This is a genomic window from Acinetobacter sp. 1207_04 (assembly GCF_052850415.1).
Genome location: NZ_VXCQ01000001.1, coordinates 88317 through 114099 on the forward strand (window position 1 = coordinate 88317; position 25783 = coordinate 114099).

General features: G+C 37.5%; 21 protein-coding genes, 2 tRNA genes and 2 pseudogenes. 14 read left to right on the top strand and 11 right to left on the bottom strand.

What is annotated here, in order from left to right:
- Positions 1-466: 466 nt before the first annotated feature.
- The 3 genes and pseudogenes from FW754_RS00385 to FW754_RS00395 all read left to right on the top strand — a co-directional run bounded on the left by FW754_RS00385 (position 467) and on the right by FW754_RS00395 (position 2556).
- Entirely contained in the window at positions 467-862 is a 396-nt protein-coding gene (locus FW754_RS00385; RefSeq protein WP_446323563.1) for a PAAR domain-containing protein, read from the top strand.
- A gap of 15 nt (positions 863-877) precedes the next feature.
- A pseudogene (locus FW754_RS00390) lies at positions 878-1145 on the top strand (PAAR domain-containing protein); the annotation flags it as partial.
- An 835-nt stretch (positions 1146-1980) separates the two neighbouring features.
- Complete coding sequence (locus FW754_RS00395) at positions 1981-2556, top strand: hypothetical protein (protein WP_446323564.1); 576 nt, start codon at positions 1981-1983, stop codon at positions 2554-2556.
- 86 nt (positions 2557-2642) lie between these two features.
- Here FW754_RS00395 and FW754_RS00400 read toward each other — a convergent pair.
- A pseudogene (locus FW754_RS00400) lies at positions 2643-2828 on the bottom strand (IS1 family transposase); the annotation flags it as partial.
- Positions 2829-3669: 841 nt separating this feature from the next.
- On the opposite strand from FW754_RS00400, the gene FW754_RS00405 reads away from it, so the two are divergent.
- A complete protein-coding gene (locus tag FW754_RS00405) occupies positions 3670-4083 on the top strand; it encodes a transcriptional regulator (protein WP_409509849.1) in 414 nt (137 codons plus the stop codon).
- A gap of 71 nt (positions 4084-4154) precedes the next feature.
- On the opposite strand, the gene FW754_RS00410 is transcribed toward FW754_RS00405, so the two are convergent.
- The 3 genes from FW754_RS00410 to hisB all read right to left on the bottom strand — a co-directional run bounded on the left by FW754_RS00410 (position 4155) and on the right by hisB (position 6047).
- Complete coding sequence (locus FW754_RS00410) at positions 4155-4679, bottom strand: DUF805 domain-containing protein (RefSeq protein ID WP_419345786.1); 525 nt, start codon at positions 4677-4679, stop codon at positions 4155-4157.
- A 157-nt stretch (positions 4680-4836) separates the two neighbouring features.
- A complete protein-coding gene (gene hisH / locus FW754_RS00415) occupies positions 4837-5454 on the bottom strand; it encodes an imidazole glycerol phosphate synthase subunit HisH (protein WP_419345787.1) in 618 nt (205 codons plus the stop codon).
- The gene (gene hisB / locus FW754_RS00420) at positions 5454-6047 is read right to left on the bottom strand and encodes an imidazoleglycerol-phosphate dehydratase HisB (protein WP_409509852.1); all 594 of its coding nucleotides are present in this window, start codon (positions 6045-6047) and stop codon (positions 5454-5456) included. Before hisB ends, hisH begins: the two co-directional genes overlap by 1 nt.
- Positions 6048-6151: 104 nt before the next feature.
- Between hisB and FW754_RS00425 the strand changes: the two genes are divergently transcribed.
- The 5 genes from FW754_RS00425 (at position 6152) to FW754_RS00445 (ending at position 9905) form a co-directional block, all read left to right on the top strand.
- A complete protein-coding gene (locus FW754_RS00425) occupies positions 6152-6529 on the top strand; it encodes a GNAT family N-acetyltransferase (RefSeq protein ID WP_419345788.1) in 378 nt (125 codons plus the stop codon).
- 246 nt (positions 6530-6775) lie between these two features.
- A tRNA-Phe gene (locus FW754_RS00430) sits at positions 6776-6851 on the top strand.
- 132 nt (positions 6852-6983) lie between these two features.
- Positions 6984-7059, top strand: a tRNA-Phe gene (locus FW754_RS00435).
- Between the two features lie 241 nt (positions 7060-7300).
- The gene (locus FW754_RS00440) at positions 7301-8035 is read left to right on the top strand and encodes a class I SAM-dependent methyltransferase (RefSeq protein ID WP_446323565.1); all 735 of its coding nucleotides are present in this window, start codon (positions 7301-7303) and stop codon (positions 8033-8035) included.
- Positions 8036-8258: 223 nt separating this feature from the next.
- Positions 8259-9905, top strand: a complete 1647-nt coding sequence (locus tag FW754_RS00445; protein WP_419345790.1) for a GMC family oxidoreductase — start codon at positions 8259-8261, stop codon at positions 9903-9905.
- Between the two features lie 119 nt (positions 9906-10024).
- On the opposite strand, the gene FW754_RS00450 is transcribed toward FW754_RS00445, so the two are convergent.
- The 3 genes from FW754_RS00450 to ompR form a co-directional block, all read right to left on the bottom strand.
- Positions 10025-11545: an acetyl-CoA hydrolase/transferase family protein gene (locus FW754_RS00450; RefSeq protein WP_409509856.1), complete on the bottom strand. Its 1521-nt coding sequence runs from the start codon at positions 11543-11545 to the stop codon at positions 10025-10027.
- Positions 11546-11750: 205 nt separating this feature from the next.
- Positions 11751-13211 carry an ATP-binding protein gene (locus FW754_RS00455; protein ID WP_419345791.1) on the bottom strand — a complete coding sequence of 487 codons (1461 nt, stop codon included), beginning with the start codon at positions 13209-13211 and terminating at the stop codon, positions 11751-11753.
- 108 nt (positions 13212-13319) lie between these two features.
- Positions 13320-14084, bottom strand: a complete 765-nt coding sequence (gene ompR, locus FW754_RS00460) for an osmolarity response regulator transcription factor OmpR (RefSeq protein ID WP_409509858.1) — start codon at positions 14082-14084, stop codon at positions 13320-13322.
- Positions 14085-14517: 433 nt separating this feature from the next.
- On the opposite strand from ompR, the gene FW754_RS00465 reads away from it, so the two are divergent.
- Positions 14518-16884, top strand: a complete 2367-nt coding sequence (locus tag FW754_RS00465; protein WP_446323566.1) for a Tex family protein — start codon at positions 14518-14520, stop codon at positions 16882-16884.
- 71 nt (positions 16885-16955) lie between these two features.
- Here FW754_RS00465 and FW754_RS00470 read toward each other — a convergent pair whose 3' ends face one another.
- Both FW754_RS00470 and FW754_RS00475 read right to left on the bottom strand, forming a co-directional pair.
- Positions 16956-17843 carry an SDR family NAD(P)-dependent oxidoreductase gene (locus tag FW754_RS00470; protein WP_409509860.1) on the bottom strand — a complete coding sequence of 296 codons (888 nt, stop codon included), beginning with the start codon at positions 17841-17843 and terminating at the stop codon, positions 16956-16958.
- A 283-nt stretch (positions 17844-18126) separates the two neighbouring features.
- A complete protein-coding gene (locus FW754_RS00475) occupies positions 18127-19404 on the bottom strand; it encodes an O-acetylhomoserine aminocarboxypropyltransferase/cysteine synthase family protein (RefSeq protein WP_409509861.1) in 1278 nt (425 codons plus the stop codon).
- A 307-nt stretch (positions 19405-19711) separates the two neighbouring features.
- Here FW754_RS00475 and ettA point away from each other — a divergent pair, with 307 nt between their 5' ends.
- Complete coding sequence (gene ettA, locus FW754_RS00480; protein ID WP_409509862.1) at positions 19712-21373, top strand: energy-dependent translational throttle protein EttA; 1662 nt, start codon at positions 19712-19714, stop codon at positions 21371-21373.
- 88 nt (positions 21374-21461) lie between these two features.
- Here ettA and FW754_RS00485 read toward each other — a convergent pair whose 3' ends face one another.
- Together FW754_RS00485 and FW754_RS00490 are read right to left on the bottom strand one after the other, a co-directional pair.
- The gene (locus FW754_RS00485) at positions 21462-21848 is read right to left on the bottom strand and encodes a tetratricopeptide repeat protein (RefSeq protein WP_446323567.1); all 387 of its coding nucleotides are present in this window, start codon (positions 21846-21848) and stop codon (positions 21462-21464) included.
- A gap of 165 nt (positions 21849-22013) precedes the next feature.
- Positions 22014-22322 carry a hypothetical protein gene (locus tag FW754_RS00490; RefSeq protein WP_446323568.1) on the bottom strand — a complete coding sequence of 103 codons (309 nt, stop codon included), beginning with the start codon at positions 22320-22322 and terminating at the stop codon, positions 22014-22016.
- A 254-nt stretch (positions 22323-22576) separates the two neighbouring features.
- On the opposite strand from FW754_RS00490, the gene FW754_RS00495 reads away from it, so the two are divergent.
- The 3 genes from FW754_RS00495 to FW754_RS00505 are packed head-to-tail and all read left to right on the top strand — an operon-like array spanning position 22577 to position 25761.
- Positions 22577-23014 (top strand): cation efflux protein, CzcI-like, encoded by a 438-nt coding sequence (locus tag FW754_RS00495; protein ID WP_446323569.1) that lies wholly within the window; start codon positions 22577-22579, stop codon positions 23012-23014.
- Positions 23015-23071: 57 nt separating this feature from the next.
- The gene (locus FW754_RS00500; protein ID WP_446323570.1) at positions 23072-24439 is read left to right on the top strand and encodes a TolC family protein; all 1368 of its coding nucleotides are present in this window, start codon (positions 23072-23074) and stop codon (positions 24437-24439) included.
- A 2-nt stretch (positions 24440-24441) separates the two neighbouring features.
- Positions 24442-25761, top strand: coding sequence for an efflux RND transporter periplasmic adaptor subunit (locus FW754_RS00505; RefSeq protein WP_446323571.1), 1320 nt, complete (start codon positions 24442-24444; stop codon positions 25759-25761).
- The last annotated feature ends 22 nt before the right edge of the window (positions 25762-25783 follow it).

Sequence of the window (25783 nt, forward strand, 5' to 3'; positions counted from 1 at the left end):
TTATTTACTTCCCATCTACGTTGTTGAATCTCGTCCAAACTAGGTACAAATAGAAATATTGCCAAAAATAAAATGATGACCAAGGCAACAAAGGCACTGACATAGAGCGCAATGAATTGATAGTTCAATCGGAGCCTGTAAATTATTTTGTCTTACTCCTGAATACAGCATTTTTAATGCGCCTATAAAATATAAAGTTGCTCGTCTAAATTATCATTTGGATTAGTCATCTAAATCTTCCACTACCCATTTTAGGGGATGTTCTGCGGAGTTCTTACTCAGTTAATTTCATTTAGTCGCAACAGAAAATTTATAATCATAGAAAAGGGCGGAGATGCGCAAAACTTTTATAGCAGATAATTGCTCGTAGGCATTTGCTCGGTTCTCATTGGAAATGATTTATGTATTACTTTTTCTTAATTGCTTTTTATGTTAACTTTGTCACAATAATTTTAAGAATATAAAAATGACTAGTCCTATCTTTTCTCATGAATTACCTATTGAACAAACTCTTAATGCTGAACAGCTTTATTACGATAATAAACCTCATACAATTTATTATTTAGCTGTTAATGGGGCTAAGACTAAACAAGGTGGTTTATTGAAAGCATCTTCGGATGTTTGGAAAATTAAGAGCTTATCTATTGGTCGTGTTGGGGATGATGTGATTTATGCCGATGGCACAATTTCTAAAATTATTTCAGGTGCAGGTGACGTTTGTATTGTTGAAGGGGCTTCTGTGGCATTGGCTGGTAGTCGTTTAGAAAATGGCGATGAAATTGTGGATAGTTCTGCTACAGGAATCACGATCCGTATTTTTAAAGATCAACCAATACCTAAGAATTTTCTTAGTCATGACTAAATTTTAAGGGCTGAGATAATGAAAGGTTTTGCGATTCACAATGCACCGACTGATCACGGTGGAATTATTCCTTCTACACAGTTAAGAAGTTCTCAAGAAGGTAATACTTTTGTCAGAGCAGGAGATGGGCATTTCTGTCCTAAATGTAAGTGTTGGTCAACCGTTATCAAAATCAATGATCATGTCATTTTTGATGGGAAGGCAGTGGCTTTTGTAGGGGATTCTTTGACCTGTGGAGCGAAAATATTATATCAACAATCGCATGTTGTTGGTGATGCAGGGGGCGGAAGTTCGGGTAGCTCTGCTCGATCAAGCTCTCAGCCTGTTAATTCTCAGCAAAATTTAACTAATAGTTTGGTAGATGATAAAGATTTATTGAATGGTCATTATTACAATGTGGACACGGGTATTTTTGAAGGAAAAATAACTAATGGTACAGGGCAAGTAGAAGATTTATATGCTTGTAATGGGAAAGATGGAGAGGATTATAAAAATAAGAAAAAATTAGAAATGACACATACTGATTTTCAAAAAAATGCATTTATTCTTTCTGAAGAAGCTGGAGATCCTGGTCAAGAATGTGTTTGTTTAGGGTTTACAGCATCGAATAGAGCAAAAGAATTAAGTTGGAAATTATTTAAGCTCCTTCTCACTCCTTATTCTTCCGTTCCTCAAAGTAAGAAAGGAACTTTATTGATACCTTCTAAAACTGACACTAAATCAAATAATATTCACAAAGGGTTATTACAATTTTTAGCTGATTATGATGATCCAACTAAAGGCGCAACATTTTGGGATGGTACAGATTTCTTAGCTTGGGGGCTAAAAAGCCCATTTCAAAATGGTGTACCACATGCAAAATTTAGAGAGTATAAAAAAATAACTATTGATAAAATTATTTTTGAAAAGTACAAGACTGCTACTTTAAAAATTTATCCAAAAGGAAAGGTTGTGTATACAAAATATAATTACACCTCATCAGTACCATCTCCTGTCTTTGCAGATCCTAAAAATTGGAGTACTGGAAATTTTATTTACATTACTAATGCACGTAGTTCAGGTAAAAGTATTATAGCTACTGTCTGTGAAGGGCATACTATTTTTTGGAAGACTTATTGATGAAGTATTTTCTGTATTTAATGCTGATTTGTACTATTGGAATGGCTTATGCTGAAAATAAAGTAGCAGCTAAATATGATGAAAAATGTGATGAAAAAAAAGAAAGATTTATAAGTAAAAACAATATTTTAATATCAGATAGATATAAGATAATTTCTACATTAAAAACAGCTAATTCTCAATATATTTATATCCTAGATAAAAATATTTCACCCAAAAAAATAAAAGATTGTCCATATTCAGACTCTACATTACATAAGTATGTTTTTGTTATACATGAAGATAAAAAGCCACTTATAGTTAGCGGAAAACTCTTATCAAACCTTGACTACATATCGGACATCAATGTTGAATCAATCAATCATGGATTCTCTATTTCTTTAGTGTATGGGCAAAGTTCAACAACTGAAACGATAATGCAATTCGATAAAAAAAATAAAGGGATTTTCTTAACAAAAGTAGTCTCACAAAAAATAGTCCCTGATGGTAACGATGATCATCGCACAATAAAAAAATTACCACTTGATAAAAGGTATGAATTATCAAATGTTGAGTTATCAAAATTCTTATATTAATTAGCTAAAATATACCATTAGCTCGATGCTTTGAAATATGGCTAAAGCCATTTTTCAAAGTCGGGCAACTTTGCGACTGCTGTTAAACCCCGCCTAATTCGATGCCTTATTTTACAATTATTACCTTCAATACCTACGGTAAAAAACTTAGCAATACTTTGTTTACAGTTTTTAAAACCAGTGATGAAACTGTACCAATGATCACTTGCGATTTGGGTGTAATGAATACCTAATTGTTTATTCTTTTTGTTTCCTACCAAAGTCCAGAATTGGACAAGTTTAAAAAGGTTATGAAGTATGATCAATGTACAAATAAAAAATAAGTTTTTTTTAATATTTATAGGCTTATTTATTTCAATTTCTTGTGAGGCAAAAGCTAAAGATTACAGTTGTTCTACTGTTGGAAAAAATAAAATATGTCTGTTTGAGTATACAGATAAGTATGGAAAAAATGCTTATCGTTTAAAAAATAGGAAATACTGATTATTATAAAATTTCATATTATGACAACGCTAAATTAAAAAAAATAAATGAAGAAAGTGTTGAAGTTTCAACAAATTTTTCAGATAGAGGAAATATTGATATTTCTACATTAATTTTATTGAAGAAAAATAAACCATTTCTGCAAAGAATAAGTAGCAGTAGTCGAATAAATGAATCGCGATATGGAGCAATTGAAAATTGTAAGTTTTTTATAAAAACATATTTTTCTAAAGATATAAATTTTTATGTTGATAAATATATTTTTGATTTATCTGATAAAGAAAAATCAAAAATTTGCTCTAAGATAAAACTAACTCATTAGGTATGTTTAAAATATGGTCTAGAGGAGTTCAGAATCGTAGGAATATGGACGCTAGAATGTTTATAAATGCAGAAAATGTTTACACCATGCTTAATGATGCACCCAAAAAGAACTCATTAATGCTTACTTTTCTAATGGAAATTTATATGCATACAATTAAATTATTTTTTCTATACACTGTATTTTATTGGGAAGTTCATTTTTAAGTGCTAACACAGGCAATATTCACGATGAAGAATTAGAATGTTTATAACAAATTTTGCTGAAAAAATGATAGTTTTAACACATTGAAAAATGGAGATTGTTTTATGTCAGATAAGGATGATGATTTATTTGTTGAAGGTGCTAAGCGTCTAAAACAACTCATTCAAGAAAAAAATATTAAAGCATCTGATCTCGTGAGTGTTTTGGAATCCTCAAAAGGTACTATGAGTAAATGGCTACAGAACTCAACACCCTCGAGCGCACAAAGTTTAGTTGAGTTGGTCAAACTTGTAGGCATGACAGAACGTAGAAGCAGTGATACAAAGCAAGATAGCCGAGCTGATCTGGTTGCCAAAGCTTATGCTGAGTCTGAGCTTGATTTGAGTCATGTAACGATGGAGCAACTTATGGGTGAAATTAAAGACCGTTATGCAGCATTGAATTTAAAAGCCGACATTAAAATTAGCGTTCAACCGATAGAAGGCGGTTTTGTCATGCGTGATGAATCTGAAAAGTGATGTTGTAATCACATTTCAGATTGATTTGGCTATCTTGGAGTTGTATTTGAAATAGCTAAATTTATGAGTTTTTATAAAAATTTAAAAACTTGAACTAAAGCGACAATTAGACTAAGTCCAATTAGACTAGTGAAAATAATTGAGATCCAAGCAAGGATATATTCCCATTTTTTTGTTGGGCGTGGATAGCCGAAATCATTTTTGCCTTCATCACCAATGTTCATAGAGAGCCAAACGATAAAAAATAGATTTACAATGGGGATGAGGTTAAATAAGGAAAACCAACCTGATTTATTGAAATCATGTAAACGCTTAATGGAAAAAACAAACATAAAATACATAAAAATAAAATTAATCAACGAGCCAAAAGCATTGATCGGAGCAATGGCATTTATAATTTGATCTGCTGTTTCAGGTGTGGCTTCATTCATAGTGAAGAGTACGCTAATACTGCTCCAATAGATTGTAATCACAATGGCAAAACAGATAAACATGATTAAGGTGATGAGGAAGTTCCAAGCAATGTAGGTCGCACGACCACAACGACCATCAGCAACATAAGCAGAAGGTTGATTTGTTTTATTTCTATTTTGCATAAATACTCTTTATTATTCTAAATAATATGTGGAATTGATCTTGAAAATAAAAATACGATTATTTCAAAATATTGTTATCTAACTATAAAAAAAGATCAAGTAACCGAAGTCACTTGATCTCTGTATTATGGATTTTCAGATATGAAGGAAATCTAAATTATATTTTCCATTCCACAAAGTTTTTCAATAACTGTAATCCTGCCGTATGACTTTTCTCAGGGTGGAACTGTGTTGCAAATAAATTTTCTTTATGAATTGCAGTACAAAAATCTAAGGCATAATTACAGGTCGCTGCAACTAGGCTTTGATCTTGTGGTTGAACATAGTAGCTATGTACAAAATAAAAGCGAGCATCTTGCTCAATGTCTTTCCACATTGGATGTGATGGATCGGCTTGATGCACCTGATTCCAACCCATATGGGGCACTTTTAAGCCTTCAACATCAGGGAAATGCTTTACAGCACCTTTGAAGATGCCTAGCGCATCTGTACCGCCATTTTCTTCGGAAGTTTCAAGCAATGCCTGCATACCGACGCAAATTGCTAAAACAGGCTTATTGAATGCAGCATGGCGCACAACTTCATCAATACCAGCTTCATGCATGCCTTGAATACAGTCACGCATCGCACCAACACCCGGAAATACGATCTTATCAGCTTGGGCAATGAGTTTTGGGTCATTGGTTACATCAACCGTTGCGCCAACATGTTCAAGTGCTTTGGCAGCAGAATGTAGGTTTCCCATGCCATAATCAAGAAGGGCAATACGGGTCATTACAAAGATCCTTTTGTTGATGCCACAGTATTTTCAGCACGTGGATCAATTTCACATGCCATACGAAGTGCACGAGCAAAGGCTTTAAATACACTTTCAATTTGGTGATGGCTGTTTTTACCTTTCAAATTGTCAATATGTACAGTCATGAGTGAGTGATTGACGAAACCTTGGAAAAATTCTGAGAATAAATCGACATCAAAACGACCAATCATGGCACGAGTGAATGGAATATCCATAAATAAACCTGGACGACCCGATAAATCGACCACTACACGGCTTAAAGATTCATCGAGCGGTGCATAAAAATGACCGTAGCGTTTTAAGCCTTTTTTATCACCCAAAGCTTGAGCAAATGCTTGACCTAAGGTAATTCCACAGTCTTCAACAGTATGGTGATCATCAATTTCAAGGTCGCCATCGCACTCAATATCAATGTCAAATAAGCCATGACGCTTGATTTGATCAATCATATGGTCTAAAAATGGAATACCTGTATTGAGGGTGCCTTGACCCGTACCATCCAAATTCAAACGAACTCGGATTTTAGTCTCGTTGGTGTTTCTTACAACTTCACTGATACGTTGCGCCATGGACACGTTCCTCAAAAGACGTCAAAAATAAAACCTTGATGTAAAAATGTTTTTTCGTGGTGACGAAAATCACCGCATATTAGATTGCTCTGGAGGGTTAATCAATGCCTATTACCGTACATGCTAAAACTTCGCTTGAAAATGAGGAAGTTCGCAATCAGCTTGAGCGATTGTACGACACAAGTCCTGAATTCGGTGATGGTAAAGATGCAGTAGAACAACTTGAGCAAAACTTAGCTCAGTATACCTTACTTTATACTGCAGAATTTAATACAAAGATTATTGGTGCACTTTGGTGTACTGGTCAGGGTGAAAGTAAAGTCCTTGAAAATATTGTGGTGCATCCTGCCAATCGAGGGCGTGGTGTAGCAGAGCGTTTGGTTGAAGAAGTCTGTCGTATAGAAGAAGAAAAAGGTGTGAAAGTTTTTGAACCAGGCTGTGGTGCTATTCACCGTTGCTTGGCACATTTGGGCAAAGTTTAATTTTAAGAATCTTGTTCTCATCAAATGCATGAAAAAACAGCCGAAAGGCTGTTTTTTTATATGTACTCAAAAGTCATAGGACGTATAGATGTATTATAAAAGTAGTTCTAATACTAATTTATTGAGTGAAATATCACCGAATAATACATTATTTGAGAAAAGTTGATGTAAAAACAAACTATTGATTAAATTAATGCATTTGAATACTTGACGTGTACGGGCTTAGATTGTTTAATACGACCCATCGGCGTGATAGCTCAGTAGGTAGAGCAACGGATTGAAAATCCGTGTGTCCCCAGTTCGATCCTGGGTCTCGCCACCATATTTAAAAAATCCCTAAATAAACTTTAGGGATTTTTTTTGGCTATAGTTTGGCTGAAAAACATTCAATCAAATAAAAAAATCATGTTTTATATTGACTAATATAGTCAGATACGGCTTAATACACCGCATCGGCGTGATAGCTCAGTAGGTAGAGCAACGGATTGAAAATCCGTGTGTCCCCAGTTCGATCCTGGGTCTCGCCACCATATTTTAAAAAATCCTGAACAATGAACTTGTTCAGGATTTTTTTCGTTATTATCAGATGACTAATGATTTACAGCCTATCGAGCAAACAATTTTCAGTATACGCTCAGTACAAAATTAAGTTTGTATCTTATCTATTGGCTTGGCATTACAAGAGTTTGAAAAATTGTCGAACAGGATGCATTCTCTTGTGATAAAAACAGTGTAAAGTTATTCTTAAATAGAAAAATAAGAATGAAGCATATGAAAGATTTATTTTCTCAGAATAGCCAACTTTACAAACAAGCTCGACCAGATTATCCGCATAGTGTGATTCATGAAATTTTAAAACATACGCCTGAACATAGTTTTGCATGGGACTGTGGTGCAGGTTCAGGGCAGTTTACTCAGCTTTTGGTACCATATTTTGAACAGATTGTGGCAACTGATTTGAGTGAGAGCCAATTACAATCTGCCCCTTATTTTGAAAATGTCAGTTATCAAATTCAAATTGCTGAACAGACAATATTCACCAATCAAAGTTTTGATCTTATTACCGTTGCTCAAGCGATTCATTGGTTCGATTTTGAAAAATTTTATGCAGAAGTTAGGCGCACATTAAAGGTAAATGGTCTGCTTGCTGTAGTGGGTTATGGCTTACTTGAGATTCAAGATCAGCAGGTCAATACGATGATTCAAGCACTGTATTATGAAAAACTTGCTGGCTGTTGGGATGCAGAGCGTCGGTATATTGATGAAGCGTATCAAACGATTCCATTTGATTTTGATGAGATTACTGTTCCTAAATTTTCAATGACTTATCAGTGGACAGCAGCGCAATTACTCAAGTATTTGAGTACATGGTCGGCAATAAAAAATTATCAAGATCAGTATGCTGAACATGCATTGTTAGATTTAGCTGAATATTTACAAGATTTAGAGCAAGAATTTGAAATCACATTTCCTGTCTTTTTACGCTTGGGCCGAGTAAAAAAGTAGCAGAAAAAGTTTTATGAAAAGAAAAAATAAGATTTAACGATGTTTTTGATTTAGATCTTTATGGGTTCAAGCCAGATATAAAAAATACTGCGTCCGAGTTGAAAGTTGTGTATAAATAATAAGCTGAGTTGCGTTTAAAATAAATAGATGTTTCAGTATTTGGTTGCAGTGAATGATGGGTTAAAAAGTAAAATTATTAAAATAGAAAGAAAAGGACTATGAAATGAATCAACAGGAATTTGATTATATTGTCATTGGTGGTGGGAGTTCAGGCTGTGTTTTGGCAGGACGTTTGTCAGAAGATCCGAATGTATCTGTATGTTTGTTAGAAGCCGGCGGTGGTGGCGATGGGTGGAAAGTTGAAGTGCCCTGTGCAGCCGTGATCAGTATTCCCACTAAAATCAACAATTGGGCTTTTGAAACCGTACCGCAAAAAGGTTTGAATGGTCGTAAGGGTTATCAACCGCGTGGAAAATGTTTAGGTGGTTCTTCTGCGATTAATGCCATGATTTATATTCGAGGGCATCGTCAAGATTATGATGGTTGGGCGACATTGGGTAACGAAGGTTGGTCTTATGATGACGTTTTGCCATATTTTATTAAATCTGAAAATAATGGACGTATAAAAAACCAATATCATGGCAATGACGGCCCTTTATCTGTTATTGATTTACATAGCGAAAATCCGCTACAAGAAAAATATATTCAAGCTGCTCAAGAGCAAGGTTATAAAATCCTAGATGATTTTAATGGCGAAGAACAAGAAGGTTTAGGCGTTTACCAAGTCACACATATTAATGGTGAGCGTTGTAGCTCCGCACGTGCTTATTTATTTCCACATCTAGAGCGTCCAAATTTAACAGTTGAAATTCATGCGCAAACACATCGAATTTTGATTGAAAATGACGTGGCTGTTGGTGTTGAATATAAAAAAGATGGGCAATTAAAGCAGATTCGTGCCCGTCGTGAGGTGTTGCTCAGTGCAGGTGCTATGCAGTCACCACAAATTTTGATGCTTTCAGGTGTGGGAGATCAAAATGAATTAACCCAGCATGGTATTGCTGTGAAGAAGCATCTACCTGGGGTGGGAAAGAATTTCCATGATCATCCCGATTTTATTTTTGGCTATAAAGTCAGTCAAATTGAAGGCACTTTTGGTTTATCCATTCCGGGATCAATTGATTTGGTCAAGCAAATTGGGCGTTATCGAAAAGAACGCCGTGGTTTGATCACAACCAATTTTGCGGAATGTGGTGGATTTATTAAAAGTTCAATAGAACAAAAGCTTCCAAATTTACAACTGCATTTTGTGGTCGCACTTGTTGATAACCATGCTCGTACCATGCATACAGGGCACGGTATTTCTTGTCATGTATGCTTATTAAATCCAAAAAGTCGGGGCACGATTAAAATGAGTGGGCCGAGTATTGATGACCCTTTGCTCATTGATCCTGATTTTTATGGTGATGAGTCAGATTTAGAAGAAATGGTCAAAGGCTATAAGATAACCAAGCAATTGATGGAGTCTAATGCATTTAAAAGTATGATTAAGGAAGATTTATTTACCTCTAACGTACAGACAGATGAAGATATTCGTCAGGTGTTACGTGATCGCTCAGATACGGTCTATCACCCTGTAGGCAGTTGTAAGATGGGTGTTGATGACATGGCAGTTGTAGATGCGCGACTGCGTGTTTATGGGGTGCAAAATTTACGTGTAGTCGATGCTTCGATTATGCCTTTTGTGGTGAATGGTAATACCAATGCGCCCGCAATTATGATTGCAGAGAAAGCGGTGGATATGATTCGTCAAGATCAAGCGAGTGTGGCATTTGTAGAGAAAAAAGAAAAAGTTGTTGAGGTAGTTTAAGCGATAGAGAATGTGAATGGTTAGATCCCCCTCCTTTGGAAAAGGTGATGAGCATGCTTCGAAAGGGCGTAAAAAACGCCCTTTCGGGCGTTCTTTATTCCTCAATCAATACCAAAATCTTATGCAGATTTTTTCTCTTGAGTTTGAGCAGTCAACATATGACCTGTTTCTTCGAAGTTAGAGTGCCAAGAAAGTGCTTCACGAAGAATGTGAGGCGTTTGACCACCTTTTTCACATGCACGATCGAAGTAATCATTTAATGCATCACGGTACATTGGGTGAGCACAGTTGTCGATGACAGCACGAGCACGTTCACGCGGTGCAAGACCACGTAAATCAGCAAGACCTTGTTCAGTTACAAGAATATCAACATCATGTTCAGCATGGTCAATGTGAGATGCAAATGGCACAACAGAAGAAATGTCGCCACCTTTTGCAATTGATTTAGTCACAAAAATTGCAAGGTGTGCATTACGTGCAAAGTCACCTGAACCACCAATACCGTTCATCATTTTCGTACCACACACGTGAGTAGAGTTTACGTTGCCGTAAATATCGAACTCAAGCGCAGTGTTGATACCAATAATACCTAAACGACGAACCAATTCAGGATGGTTTGAAATTTCTTGTGGGCGTAATACAAGTTTGTCTTTGTATTGCTCAAGGTTATTAAATACTTTTTCGCCATATTTAGCAGAAAGCGTAATAGAAGAACCTGAAGCGAATTTCATTTTACCCGCATCGATCAATTCAAAAGTACAGTCTTGAAGAACTTCAGAATACATCACTAAGTCTTCAAATTTAGAATCTTTAAGACCTGTAAGTACTGCATTCGCAATCGAACCAATACCTGCTTGTAATGGGCCTAGGTTTGGCGGTAAGCGGTCTTCAGCCACTTCTTTTTCAAGGAAAGCGATCAGGTGGTTTGCAATGCCTTGAGTCTCATCATCAGGTTCAGTCACAGTAGATGGAGAGTCATGGAGTTCACTATTAATCACGATACCCACGATTTTAGATGGGTCAATGTTGATTGCAGGTGTACCAATACGCTCATCCACTTGAGTCAACGGAATTGGTTGACGTGTTGGACGATACGTTGGGATGTAAATATCGTGTAAACCTTCGAATGCAGGGCTTAGGTTGGTGTTGATTTCAATAATCACTTTTTCAGCGAAAATTGCAAAACTTGCTGAGTTACCTACAGAAGTCGTTGGAATGATGCCACCATCTTCAGTGATTGCAACAGCTTCAATGATTGCAACATCAGGTTTTTTCAACTGAAGGTTACGCATTTGTTCAACAGTTTCAGACAAATGCTGATCGATGAACATCACTTCGCCTTTGTTGATGGCTTTACGTAAGGTATTGTCTACTTGGAACGGTAAACGGCGTGCTAAAACACCTGCTTCAGTCAGTTTTTTATCTAGATCATTACCTAGACTTGCGCCTGTAATTAATGTGATTTTTAAAGGATTCTCTTGTGCTTGAGCAACAAGTGCCAAAGGCACTGCTTTTGCTTCACCTGCACGAGTAAAACCACTCATACCAACAGTCATGCCATCTTGGATAAAGGTAGCTGCTTGCTCTGCGCTCATCACTTTATTGTGGAGTGATGCTAAACGAATACGATCTAAAGACATGGTTTACGCTCAATTCTTGTTCAAAACTAGACGGATTGTACCGCCATCAAACTGAATTGTGCATGCCTCTAATGCTAAGGTCTAATTTTTTCAATAAATGTAGGTATAAATATTGGTGATGTGTTTTAAGTTGCTATTTTTAAATGAAATAATAGTGCCTGCTTGATAATTAAACGATACTGGGTGTTGCTTTATTGAACGACCATCAAAAATGATCGCTAAGTGTTTGTTTAATTTTTTGAATTGTATTCTGTGGCACATCTTCCTGCTCAGTTTCTTGTCGAAGCGGCAATGAAATAATTGCTTCAAGTCCACCTTCAGGTCGATTGTGAATATATAATTCACCTTGGTGTAAATCGACAATTCGCTTCACAATGGCAAGACCTAAACCGCTTCCTTGTACTGTTCTAGCGGCATTACCACGAACGAAGGGTTGCATTAAATCACTAATTTGGTCTTCAGGAATACCTTCGCCATGATCTGAAACACTAATTTTAATATGATCATTTTCAACTAAAGCACTTAGGTTAATGGGCTCAGCACCATAGCGTTTGGCATTGTTAATTAAGTTACCAATCATACGTTTAAGCGACAACGAGCGAGCTTGGATGATGGGTAGAGATTGCGGTGTATAACGTACATCAAGGGGTTTAAACTGAATAACAAGCTCTTGTAGCATGTTGTTGATATCGGTGTCTTGAATTTCTTCATCCGAACCATCTCGCATATAAGAGATAAATTGATTCAAAATTGCATCCATATCATCGACATCATAAATCAGACCTTCTTTTAAAAAGTCATCATCAGGCATCATTTCAGCACTCAGGCGAACGCGGGTCAATGGAGTACGTAAATCGTGAGAAATGCCTGCGAGCATAATTTGGCGGTCACGCTCAGTTTGTTCTAGTGTATAAATCATTTGATTAAAGGCATGATTTACCTCTCGAATTTCTTGAGGTCCATGATTGGTTTCAAGATAGGGCGCTTTGCCTGTTTTACTATAGCTATTGGCTGCATTTTGTAATCGGTGCAATGGGCGATTCAATTGGCGGACTAAAGTTAAAATAATGGCAGCAGAGATCAGAGGAATTCCCAATAACCAAGCTAAAATAAGTTCAGGGCTATAGTTCGCATAAGTTTTGAGCGGTTCACGCACCCAATTACCATTCATTTCAGGGGTTTGTACCCAAATGCGCGGACTCGGTTTAAATTGGAAATAGACCGTCACATCTTTGATATTTAGTTCTGTTGCAAGCTGATGCTCAATGCGACTCGTAAAAAAGTCAGCAATCAGTTTATCTTTAACGTTGGGAAATTCTGCTGGATCAGTAACATATTCAACACCGACACGCTGTTTGAGCCATTCATCTGTATCAAGCTGTTGTTCATCATGATAAATCTGTAGGCGAGGGTTATTGACCATTTCTAATTCAACTGCTAAAAAGCGAGCATGTTGTTGAATCTCTGGTAAATATAGAGTTTTCCAAAAGAACCAAAAAGACATAAATAAACTGAAAAATACTACAAATAAAACCAATACCGTTGTTCGCATTGCTGCTGAACGTGGCTTGATTTTGTCGAGAAAACGCTCTGAAGCTGTGCGTTTTTTTTCAGAATATGCAGCGAATTCAGTAAATTTTTGAGGATCAATGGGCTCTAATTTCACAGCGTTATCCCGAGATATAAAATAGATTATTGGTATTTATACAGATATTAACATTGGATAATGCAAATAAAATAAGCCTATAAAAATAGGCTTATTTTAATAAATTGATTATTCAGCACCATCTGGAACGAATACATAACCAACACCCCAAACCGTTTGAATATAACGCGCACGAGCAGGGTTTTCTTCAATCAAACGGCGTAAGCGTGAAACTTGTACATCAATAGAGCGCTCCATTGCACCCCATTCACGACCACGTGCAAGATTCATTAACTTATCACGTGTCAATGGTTCACGAGGATGTTGTACTAAGGCTTTAAGAACAGCAAATTCACCTGTGGTTAAAGTCACAACTTGACCTTCACGTGTTAGTGTCCGTGTAGATAAATCAAGTGACCAAGGACCAAATGAAACCACTTCAACATTTTGGCTTGGTGCACCTGGAACTTCACGCACTTGGCGACGCAGTACTGCACGAATACGTGCTAACAACTCATTAGGGTTGAATGGTTTTGGTAAGTAATCATCTGCACCTGCCTCTAAACCTGCAATACGGTCAGAGTCACTACCACGCGCAGTGAGCATGATAATAGGTGTATCAATATTTGAAGAACGTAAACGTCGGCAAATACTCAAGCCATCTTCAACAGGAAGCATAAAGTCGAGCACAATAAGCGAAAATAATTCACGTTGTAACAAGCGATCCATTTGAGTTGCATCGTGGGCAGTTTTGACCACAAAGCCTTTATCTTCTAAAAAACGCTGTAGCAGGGTACGTAAGCGCACATCATCATCGACCACTAAAATGCGTTCGACACGATCCGTTTCACCTTGTACGACATCTGTCTTTTCAGCTGGTACAACTAAACTCATGATGCACTCCCTAAATGTTGTAAATTATAGATATTCGTTAGTCTCAGTATAATGCCTAAGTTCTTGTTAAGACTATGTATCAATTTGCTCAAAATTACAATTTAAAGGGTGTTTTTAAACCAAAAAACAACATCTCAGAAGATTTTAAGTCATTCACTATGATTCAACAAAATAACGTTGTTTTTAAGAATATGATTTTATGCTTTATATTGAATAAGTTAAAAGTATCTTGAACGGAATAAAATTGATGCTTTTCTATGTAAAATCAGTGTTTAGCAATATGATAGAAATGACTGATTGCATAGGTAAAATTATTGAAAATTCTCCTTTTATAGTTTTTTTCTTTCGCAATTTGAAAAACAAGTGTGGATTTTATAGTCTTGGTCTTTATAATCACTAACTTTTAGTCCTTATCCTTGTGGAATTAAACACGATGACTGACTTAGTTCAGCAGTTGGCAAGTGAACTTGCCGTACGTCCCAACCAAGTAGAAGCTGCAATTAAACTGATTGATGAAGGCTCTAGTGTTCCATTCATTGCACGTTACCGCAAAGAAGTAACGCAAGGCCTAGACGATATCCAATTACGCCAACTCGATACACGACTTGTTTATTTACGTGATTTATTTGAACGTCGTGAGAAAGTCCTTGAATCACTGAAAGAACAAAATAAATTATCAGATGATTTACTTGCTCGTGTGAACGGGGCAGAAACTAAAAATGCATTAGAAGAAATTTACGCACCGTACCGTCCAAAACGTACCAGTAAATCATTTAAAGCAAAAGAAGCGGGCTTAGGGCCAATCGCTGAAAAAATCATTGCAGAACAAATTGATCCAGCTGAAGCATTGGCAAGTTTTAGCCATGAAAATTATGCTGATCTTGAAAGCCAGCTTGATGCCATTCAACATATTATTATTGATGATTGGGCTCAAAATATTGGCTTGACGACAGAACTCAAAGCGATGTTTGCAAAAACAGCGACGCTTAAAAGTTTGGTTGCAAGTGAAGAGAAAAAAGAAGTTGGTAAAAAATTCCGTGATTACTTCGATTTCTCTGAAAATTTTAACAAAGTACCTTCACATCGTTTACTTGCGATGCTTCGTGGTCGCCAAGAAAATGTCTTGGGATTAAAAGTAGATGGTGAAGATGCTGCGCCACTGACACGTATTGAAACTGAATATGATTTAGAAACTGTTCAGCCACAAGCACGTCAAGATTTCTTAAAACAAACAGCAAAATTGTTCTGGTTGGGTAAAGTTCGTCCAACGGTTGAACATTCATTGTTAACTGAAAAACGTCTAAATGCAGAAACGGAAGCGATGAATGTTTTTGCAGAAAACTTACGTCATTTATTACTTTCTGCACCTGCGGGCGCACGTACAACACTCGGTGTAGACCCTGGTATTCGTACAGGTGTTAAACTTGCAGTCGTTTCAAATTCGGGTGATGTACTTGCACACAGTACGATTTATCCATTTGCACCGAAAGAAGATAAAGCAGGTTCAATTGCTGAGTTAGCACGTCTTTGCCGTGAATTCAATGTTGATTTGATTGCGATTGGCAATGGCACAGCAAGTCGTGAAACTGAAGCGGTTGTGGCTGAAATGATGGCTGTACATCCTGATTTGACGATGACGCGTGTTTCAGTATCTGAAGCAGGTGCATCGGTGTATTCAGCATCAGAATTGGCTTCAAATGAACTCCCAGATTTAGATGTATCTATTCGTGGTGCTGTATCTATTGCTCGCCGTTTACAAGATCCATTGGCGGAACTTGTGAAAATTGATCCTAAATCTATTGGTGTGGGTCAATATCAACATGATGTCAATCAAACAGGTTTAGCAAAAACGCTTGAAGCAGTGGTTGAAGACTGTGTGAACTCGGTTGGTGTGGATGTGAATACAGCATCAGCGGCTATTTTGGGTTATATCGCAGGTCTGAATAAATCAATTGCGCAACAAATTGTTGACTTCCGTAAAGAAAATGGTCGTTTTGACAACCGTCAAGCGTTGAAAAATGTCCCTCGTTTAGGCGAACGTACATTTGAACAAGCAGCAGGTTTTTTACGTATTCAGGATGGTTCAGAGCCGCTTGATGCATCTGCAGTACATCCTGAGTCTTACGGCTTAGTGAATAAAATTGTTGAAGCCAAAGCAACAACGGTAAAAGACATTATTGGTAATACTGAAATTATTCGTCAGGTTGATGCGGAAGTATTTGTTGATGATGTATTTGGTTTACCAACGATTAAAGATGTCTTGTCTGAATTGGAAAAACCGGGTCGTGATCCACGTCCTGAATTCCGTACAGCAAAATTCCGTGATGACATCACACAAGTATCACAGCTTACTGAAGGTATGCAATTAGAAGGCGTGATTACCAATGTCACCAATTTTGGTGCATTTGTAGATGTGGGTGTGCATCAAGATGGTTTAGTGCATATTTCTGAACTTGCCAATGAATTTGTATCTGATCCACATAAAGTGGCAAAACCAGGTCAAATTGTTCAAGTACGTGTATTGGCCGTAGATGTTGAACGTAATCGTGTGAATTTGTCGATGCGTCCTGAAGGTTCGGAAGCACCTGTAAAAGCACCACGTCAGCCACGTCGTGAAGCTCAAGCCAATACTGAACAACGTGGTGAACGTAAACCACAAGCGAAACGTCCTCAACAGACTCGTCCGCAGGGGGATCGTCCACAACAAGCGAAGAAACCACAGTCTACTAAACCACAAGAAGCTAAAATTGGTGGTTTAGGTGCATTGTTATTACAAGCAGGGATTAAGGGTTCAAAGTAATTTTTAATACCTCTAAATAAAAAACCGCCGAAAGGCGGTTTTTTATTTAGATCGAACTGGTGAGAAGAATCTTACCAATGTTCGCCAGGGAACAATCGAGCGTAAGCACGTTGTACCAAGTTTAATTTATCTTGTTTACCTACAGATGCACTTGAGCTTGGGAACAAGTTAAAGCCAATCGACATCAATTTATTATTAATCTCTGGGGCAATTGAATAAGTAATTGAAGCCAAACGACCTAAATGCGTCGCCACTTTTTTCGGACGTTTCACAATCGCATAAGCTACTAAGTCGGCTGCTTGCTCTGGTGAAAGTGTAGGGACATATTTATACATTTTAGTCGGTGCAATCATGGGTGTACGAACTAAAGGCATATACACAGAAGTAATCGAAATTTTATGTGAATGAACTTCAGCAGATAAACAACGACTAAACGCATCTAACGCTGCTTTCGATGCAACATAAGCAGAGAAGCGAGTTGCATTTGCCAAGACACCAATCGAGCTGATATTGATGATTTGCCCATCTTTACGATGCATCATTTGTGGCAAAATATTTAATACAAGGCGAACTGCACCGAAATAATTCAGCTGCATGGTGCGTTCAAAGTCATGAAAACGGTCAACTGACTCATGTACGGCACGGCGGATTGAGCGTCCTGCATTATTAATGAGAATATCAATATGATCGACTGAGGCTAAAATTTGTTTAGACACATCATCAATTGAATTCATGTCATTTAAATCACATGGAAAAACTGAGGCTTGACCGCCATCTGCTTGAATTTCAGCTTGGACTTCTTTTAGTGTTTCTTCTGTGCGTGACACGAGCAGTACATGAGCACCCGCTGCTGCTAAACGTTTTGCAACGGTTAAACCAATACCACTTGATGCGCCTGTGATTAGCGCAATTTTACCCTGAACTTTTTGTTGAAAAAGTTGTTCTAATTTTTGATTCATAACCGTTTCCCTGACGATTGAAATGAATAAATATAAGCATGCATCGTTATTGAGATAGATGCAAGTTGTCTAAAAGTTAGGCATTTTAGTGCGGCAATAATAACGGAAAATAAAAAAAATACTAGCATATAAGTATATGAATTTTAAAATTATTTTAGAGTAATTGCTCTATTTTATAATGTTGGCTAAATGATATAAAGTGATTTTTACTGTTATTTAAGCTCAGGTCAAGTTTAAATTAAAAAAGCCTACACAAAGATAGGCTTTTATATGTTTTTTTTGATTAAACCTTAGATAATGCTTGTTCTAGATCTGCAATTAAATCATCAATATGTTCGATACCAATAGAAAGACGAACCATATCAATACTCACGCCTGCAGCTTTTAATTCCTCTTCATTGAGCTGACGATGTGTCGTCGTTGCTGGGTGACATGCTAAGCTTTTTGCATCGCCAATATTGACCAAACGAGTGAATAATTGCAGTGCATCAATAAAACGTGTCCCACCTTCAAGTCCATCTTGTACACCGAAAGATAAAATTGCTGAAGGTTTACCTTTCACATATTTTTGAGCCAAAGCATGTTGTGGATGATCTTTTAAACCCGCATAGTTTACCCATTTGACTTTTGTGTGGGTTTTCAGATATTCAGCGACTTTTTGTGCATTTTCAGTGTGGCGTTCCATACGTAAATTTAAAGTTTCTAAACCCTGTAAAATTAAAAATACACTCAATGGGCTGATTGCAGCACCTGTATTTCTTAGTGGTACAACACGTGCACGAGCGATGTAAGCCGCTTCGCCTAAAGCTTCTACATAGTTCACGCCATGATAACTTGGATCAGGCGTATTCAAGACTTTGAAACGCTCAGGATACTTACCCCAAGGGAACTTACCGCTATCGACAATTGCACCACCAATTGAATTACCATGACCGCCAATATATTTGGTTAAAGAATGCACCACAATGTCTGCGCCATGTTCAAAAGGTTTGAGTAAAGCAGGGGTGGCAACAGTATTATCGACAATCACAGGTATACCATATTCATGCGCAATTTTTGCAATCGCTTCAAGGTCAATAATATTACCAAGTGGATTACCGATTGATTCAACAAAAACTAATTTGGTTTTTTCATCAATTAAGCTACGTAAACTTTCAGGCTGTTGATAATCAAAGAAACGAACTTCAATACCTTGTTTAGGTAGTGTGTGGGCAAATAAGTTATATGTTCCACCATATAATGTTGAAACAGAAGCAATATTGTCACCCGCTTCAGCAATGGTCTGAATTGAATAGGTGATCGCAGACATACCTGAAGCCAAAGCTAAAGCACCAATACCACCTTCTAGTGCGCTAAGACGTTGCTCAAGTACGGCTGTGGTTGGATTCATGATTCGAGTGTAAATATTCCCCTGAACTTTTAAATCAAAAAGATCGGCACCATGTTGTGTATTATCAAAAGCATAAGAAGTTGTTTGGTAAATAGGTACAGCAACGGCTTTAGTGGTTGCTTCAGGTTCATAGCCTGCATGAATGGCTAATGTTTCATCTTTATATGTCATGATTCCATCATCGAGTATTGTCGTTTATTTCGACAGTCTAGCAGTTTTTTATATATGTAAAAGTGCATATTTATGGAAATAAATATCTTATTTAAATATATGGTTGAAATTTTTGAGTGAACTCCCAATTAAATAGCGTAAGGGATGTGGAGGAATAAAATGCAGCATACAGAGAGTTGTAACAACTGATTGAAGATTTCAGCAATGCCTTATTTTTTTAATGCTTTCATCGTATAATGCCCCAAATTATTGTTCACTGAATATTCATGTTTAGGTGAATGTTGCTTTTTTTATAGAGGAGTCCTACGTGGCCCAGTATATTTACACGATGAACCGTGTGTCGAAAATGGTTCCGCCTAAGCGCGAAATCTTAAAAGACATCTCTTTATCATTCTTTCCAGGTGCGAAAATTGGTGTACTTGGTTTAAACGGTGCAGGTAAATCTACCTTACTCCGTATTATGGCTGGCGTAGACAAAGATTTCTCTGGTGAAGCACGTGCTCAACCGGGCATCAAAATTGGCTACCTTGAGCAAGAACCACCTTTAGACGACACTAAAGACGTTCGTGGTAATGTGGAAGATGGTTTACGCGAACCATTAGATGCTTTGGCACGTTTGGATGAAGTTTTCGCAGAATATGCTTCTGAAGATGCTGACTTTGACAAACTTGCAAAAGAGCAAGAAAAGTTAGAAGCAATTATCCATGCTTGGGATGCACATAATCTTGGCAACCAAATGGATCAAGCGGCTGCAGCCTTGAACCTTCCAGCTTGGGATGCAGACGTATCATTGCTTTCAGGTGGTGAACGCCGCCGTGTAGCATTATGTCGTTTATTGTTATCTAAACCTGACATGTTACTTCTTGACGAACCAACGAACCATTTAGATGCTTCATCTGTTGCTTGGTTAGAACGATTCTTGAAAGATTTTGCAGGCACAATCGTTGCAATTACGCATGACCGTTATTTCTTAGACAACGTTGCTGAATGGATTCTTGAGCTTGACCGTGGCATGGGCATTCCATATCAAGGGAACTATTCTTCTTGGTTAGAGCAGAAAAATGCCCGCTTAGAACAAGAGAACAAACAAGAAGAATCTTTTGCTAAAGCATTGAAAAAAGAACTTGAATGGGTTCGTTCAAATGCGAAAGGTCAGCAAAAGAAAAACAAAGCGCGTATGGAGCGTTTTGAAGAACTTAACTCACGTGAGTTCCAACAACGTAATGAAACCTCTGAAATCTACATTCCACCTGGCCCACGTCTAGGCAACAAGGTTGTAGAAGTTCAAGGTATTAGTAAATCATTTGATGGCCGTACGTTGTATAAAGATTTGACCTTCACAGTACCACCAACAGCGATTGTCGGTATTGTGGGTGAGAATGGTGCAGGTAAAACTACCTTATTCCGTATGATGACAGGCGAGCTACAACCAGATACAGGTACGGTAGTACTTGGTGAGTCGGTTAAAGTTGCGTATGTGGGTCAGATTCGTGACACATTGGATAATGATAAAACTGTTTGGGAAGAAGTTTCTGGTGGTTTAGACATCTTAAAGATTGGCGAATATGAAATTGCATCTCGTGCATATATCGGTCGCTTTAACTTTAAAGGTCAAGATCAGCAAAAACGCGTAGGTCAATTGTCAGGTGGTGAGCGTAATCGTTTACAACTTGCGAAAATCCTACAATTGGGTGCAAACGTGATCTTACTCGATGAACCATCGAATGACTTGGACATCGAAACTTTACGTGCGCTTGAGGATGCAATTTTAGTATTCCCAGGTACTGTAATGGTGATCTCGCATGACCGTTGGTTCCTAGACCGTATTGCAACGCATATATTGTCATTTGAAGGTCAAACACCAGAATTCTTCGACGGTAACTATACTGAGTTCGAAGAATACCGTCGTAAACGCGATGGTGATGATCTTGTAGCTAAGCGTCAAAAATATCGTAAAATTGGTGGTTAATCCCTAATTTTAAAAACAAAAAACCAGCTTTCGGGCTGGTTTTTTTATAGCTGATTGAAAAATATAACTTTAGTCATTAATTCTCTGGTTAAGAGGTAATAGCGATGCGTAATAAAGTGTTTTTAGCTTCTAAATGCCCTTGATCAGCTGCAAGTACCAGCCATTGTTGCGCTTTTTGTGGATTGCTTTGAAGTCCTAACTGCCCTGTTAAATAGCATTGCCCAAGTTTAAACTGCGCAGAGCTATAGCCCTCTGATGCTGAATGTAAGAAATACCACATTGCATTGCGTTCATTCAGATTATAAAAAGGATCTATAGTATCTCGGGCTTGATACATGGCTTTAAACTCATAGCGCCGTGCTTTTAAATAGTCTAGGTAAGCATCAGACTGAGAAGAGTGTTCAGACGAATATTGATGAATAAAGGATGAAAGAAACTTTATTTTCATTTGAATAATGGTTCTGAAAAAGTTCATAGTTCTGTATTCCTTTCAGAAGTGTGATACTTGTCATATTGTTTTTGTATTAACTTATTCATTTAAAGCAAGATATCGAATAAAAAATAAGCTGTCAATCAAATAAAACCTGTCTATAGACAGGTTTTAAATAAATAAATTCAATATGTTTAGAATAGGATGAGGTTATGAAAATACTAGACTATTGTAGGCTTTCTCTAGCTCATGTTTTGCAGCAATGTGCCCTTGATGAGCAGCTTGATCAAGCCATTTTTCCGCATGCGAAAAACTACGGTCTAGTCCAAGTTCACCATTTAAATAGCTTCGACCTATTTGATATTGAGCTTCTTGATCGCCACGAAGTGCTTCTCGTAAGTAAAACCACATCGTATTACGGATTGCTTGATCCGTGTGTTCCTCAATTGAATGCGAAAGTGGAGCATATAATTCCTCTTTGGCATCATGCTTCAAACGTCTTAAAAGATGTGTCAACATATAAACCTCCTTGTTAATCCGTTAACAAAGTAAAAGTGAGGACTAATCTAAAAACTGATTAGATATAACTAATTTAGCGTGTTTTTAAAAGTTTGCAAATCATTAAATGTAACGTGTCAATATTATTTTGTATGTTTTTTGAATATGTAAGTTTATTTTAATATTGTTGTGATCAGCATCATAAAAATGGCAGTGTAATTTTATAACAAGACATCTTTTGTTATATTAGCAAGATGTAATTTTTGGGTCGATATGTGAAGCGTTCTGGTATTTTGATGACCGTCTTATTGAGTTTGTTCATGTTTCAAAGTTTATGGAATGTGGCGGCAGCTTTTTGTGGTCATGAAAGTACAATCTCTTCAAATCAGCTTGTTTCTACGCATTTTGGTCACCATGTTGCTTTACATTGTAGGCAAGACCAACAACAGCATGCCATTGAATCTAGCGAATATAATTATTCTTTAGTACAAGTTGATTATTTACAACAAAGTGATTTTTTGAACCATTTAAGTGACGATCATAGTGATCATTTACCTTCATTTGCACATTTCATTGTTAAAGATGTTCAGAAACAATCTGAGCAACCAAAATTTATAATACATCCTGAATCTGCATTTATGGATTGGCATAATTTGTATCAGTCGCCACATTTAATTCTGCCCAATCCTCCGCCCGTATCATCCCCGCTATAAGGTGGGGTAGCCGAAAAAGAGCCCACCACTAAACATTCATTTTAGTGGGGCATCAACATGTCTAACAGAAAACCCTATGCAACGGGTTCATTATCATCATTGAAGTGCAAGAGTGCTTTATATGCTGGAATTATTCTTGCCTTAATGTCAGCTACGACTTGGGCTGAAACACCAAATTCAACACTGAATTTAGCACAAGCCATCAGCAAAGTTGAGCAGTATCAGCAGACTCAAGGGCTGTGGGAAACTCAGCAACATATTGCAACTGCAAATATAAAACAGTCAAAACTGTGGATAAATCCTGAGTTATCCATAACGCAAACAGGTTTCGATTCAGATCAAGACAGAGAGCTAGAAATTGGTATTTCTCAGCGCTTAGATGTATTTGGTGAGCGGAAATCGGCTCAGAAATTAGCATATATCGCCCAAGACCAAATGTCATTGAAGCAAAAAATATATCGGGCTCAACTTGAGTTGGCGGTTAAATATTTATGGTCGCAATTAGCAATTTTTGAATTGGGAAAAAATATTATTCGTGAACAGTTGAATGTCAGCGAAGATAATTTTAATGCCATTCAAAAGCGTTATCAGGCAGGAAGTGTGGCACAGGTCGATGTAGATCGTGCCAAACTTAGCCATGCAGAAAATGTACGACTTTATCGCCAAGCAGATTTGCAAGTACAAGTTGCAACTCAACAACTGTCCAATGTTTGGGGTGAGTCAGATAAAAATATTCGGATCGGTTTGAGCCCACAGGCTTTGTGGCCATCATCTACGCATCAGCAAGTTCAGCAATATTTGTCTGAAAATCTGATGGAAAAATTTCGTCAGTTACAGGTGCTGGAATCAAAAGCAACAGTAGATCAGCTGAAAGCTTCTGCACGCCCGAATCCAACTGTAAATGTAGGGGTAAATAGAACAAAATCCCTTGAAACCTCGACAGAAAATGCATTTGTGGTTGGGGTTTCTATTCCTCTGAATATTTTTAATCGTCAGCAGTATGGTGTAGAAATTGCACAAGCTAAACAGGATTTATTGGCGAAACAGCAGGAATTTTATCTGAAACAAAATGCCTTGCAAGTGGGAACTTTATTGACGGAATTGCAAGGTTTGGAGGTGCAATTCAATGCGGTGGATCAATCTCAAATTCCTTTAGCGACACAAGTACAGCGTAAAACATTGATGGGATTTATTGCAGGAAAATTCGCTGTGACTGATGTGCAACAGGCGACTTTGCAGTTACAGGATGTGCGTTTGCGTAAGGTGCAATTGCTTAAAGATGGTTGGCAACGTGCAATTGAGGCAGAAAGTCTGAGTTTAGGAATTGAGCCAAGTCAGGTGATGGCAAAAGATGCAATTGCTCAGCTCAATCAAAGTTTATGGCAGGACACACAGGCATTACCTGTTGTGGGTGGGGGAAATTAATCATGTTGAATCAAAAAGATAAAATGAATATTCAAAATCAGAATCAACAAGGAAAAGTTTCCCAAAAGCTATTAATTGGAATTGCTTTAGTAATTACAGCATTGCTTGCGTTTGGATTGTTTATTGTTGGAAAAAATAAACCTGCTGAAACCGATGAGCATGGGCATGGTGAATCGGAAGCTCACGCAGAAGAAGGACATGCGTATAAAGAAGGTGATGGGGAAGAGGTGCATAAAGAGAGCGAGCATGCACATGAGGAAGGCGAACAAGGAGAAGGTCACGGCGAAGCCATTAGTTTAACGGCTCAGCAAATGGCTGAACAAGGTGTACAGCTTGCTAAAGTAGAATTAGGTGCAGTCACAAAATCAGCTTCTTATCCTGCAAAATTAATGGTCAATACGGATCGTCAAGCGCATGTGTCACCTGCATTTAGTGGTCATGTGCAATCAGTCAGTGTGGAGCTTGGTCAGCAGGTAAAAAAAGGTCAGGCTTTGGCAACATTGCTCGTACCTGATTTGGTTGATCAGCAGTCTAATTTACAAATTGCACAGTCTAATCTGCAATTGGCGAAGCAAGATTATGAACGTGAGCGTCAATTGTGGTCACAGGGAATTTCTGCGAAACAAGATTATCAACGTGCTTATAACGCTTATCAACAAGCACAAATTCAGGTGCAAGCGATTAAATCACGCCTTTCTGCTTTTGGTGCATCTTTAGGTTCAAATGGACGTTATGTATTGACTGCACCCATTTCAGGTGTGATCAGTAAAAAAGATTTAGTGATTGGTGAAAATGTTCAGTTGGCAGATCAGCTCTTTATTATTGATCAACTCGATCAGTTATGGCTTGAATTTATTGCGCCAAGTGCTGAATTTTCAGCGATTGCTCCCAATCAGCAAATTGAATTTAAATCTTTGCAAACAGGCAATATTTTCAAAGCTCAAATTCAAAGTTTAAACAGTGAAGCAGATGCTCAAACAGGTCGTTTACAGATTCGTGCCAAAGTTTTATCCAATGCCTCTGAACTGCGTCCAAATTTGATGGTGAATGTTCAATTACAACAAAATGGCTCAACTCAGGCACTGCGTGTGTTGAAAAGTGCGGTACAGAAAATTGAAGGTAAAGATGCTGTTTTCGTGGCGCATGAACACGACAAAAAAATTGAATTTACCCCGCAGGCTGTTGTTTTGGGACAAATCTCAGGTGATGGTCAATGGATTGAAATTGAGTCAGGGTTAACGCAAGGTCTGCAATATGCAGGGCAGGGCAGTTTCTTGCTGAAATCTGAATTGGAAAAAGGAGAAGCGAGTCATGAGCATTAATGATTCTTCTGATTCTAAATTA

Bases quoted from the DNA above. Each gene is read 5' to 3' on its own strand.
- FW754_RS00385 (WP_446323563.1), top strand. From the start codon at position 467: ATGACTAGTCCTATCTTTTCTCATGAATTACCTATTGAACAAACTCTT.
- FW754_RS00395 (WP_446323564.1), top strand. From the start codon at position 1,981: ATGAAGTATTTTCTGTATTTAATGCTGATTTGTACTATTGGAATGGCT.
- FW754_RS00405 (WP_409509849.1), top strand. From the start codon at position 3,670: ATGTCAGATAAGGATGATGATTTATTTGTTGAAGGTGCTAAGCGTCTA.
- FW754_RS00410 (WP_419345786.1), bottom strand. From the start codon at position 4,679: ATGCAAAATAGAAATAAAACAAATCAACCTTCTGCTTATGTTGCTGAT.
- hisH (WP_419345787.1), bottom strand. From the start codon at position 5,454: ATGACCCGTATTGCCCTTCTTGATTATGGCATGGGAAACCTACATTCT.
- hisB (WP_409509852.1), bottom strand. From the start codon at position 6,047: ATGGCGCAACGTATCAGTGAAGTTGTAAGAAACACCAACGAGACTAAA.
- FW754_RS00425 (WP_419345788.1), top strand. From the start codon at position 6,152: ATGCCTATTACCGTACATGCTAAAACTTCGCTTGAAAATGAGGAAGTT.
- FW754_RS00440 (WP_446323565.1), top strand. From the start codon at position 7,301: ATGAAAGATTTATTTTCTCAGAATAGCCAACTTTACAAACAAGCTCGA.
- FW754_RS00445 (WP_419345790.1), top strand. From the start codon at position 8,259: ATGAATCAACAGGAATTTGATTATATTGTCATTGGTGGTGGGAGTTCA.
- FW754_RS00450 (WP_409509856.1), bottom strand. From the start codon at position 11,545: ATGTCTTTAGATCGTATTCGTTTAGCATCACTCCACAATAAAGTGATG.
- ompR (WP_409509858.1), bottom strand. From the start codon at position 14,084: ATGAGTTTAGTTGTACCAGCTGAAAAGACAGATGTCGTACAAGGTGAA.
- FW754_RS00465 (WP_446323566.1), top strand. From the start codon at position 14,518: ATGACTGACTTAGTTCAGCAGTTGGCAAGTGAACTTGCCGTACGTCCC.
- FW754_RS00470 (WP_409509860.1), bottom strand. From the start codon at position 17,843: ATGAATCAAAAATTAGAACAACTTTTTCAACAAAAAGTTCAGGGTAAA.
- FW754_RS00475 (WP_409509861.1), bottom strand. From the start codon at position 19,404: ATGACATATAAAGATGAAACATTAGCCATTCATGCAGGCTATGAACCT.
- FW754_RS00485 (WP_446323567.1), bottom strand. From the start codon at position 21,848: ATGAACTTTTTCAGAACCATTATTCAAATGAAAATAAAGTTTCTTTCA.
- FW754_RS00490 (WP_446323568.1), bottom strand. From the start codon at position 22,322: ATGTTGACACATCTTTTAAGACGTTTGAAGCATGATGCCAAAGAGGAA.
- FW754_RS00500 (WP_446323570.1), top strand. From the start codon at position 23,072: ATGTCTAACAGAAAACCCTATGCAACGGGTTCATTATCATCATTGAAG.
- FW754_RS00505 (WP_446323571.1), top strand. From the start codon at position 24,442: ATGTTGAATCAAAAAGATAAAATGAATATTCAAAATCAGAATCAACAA.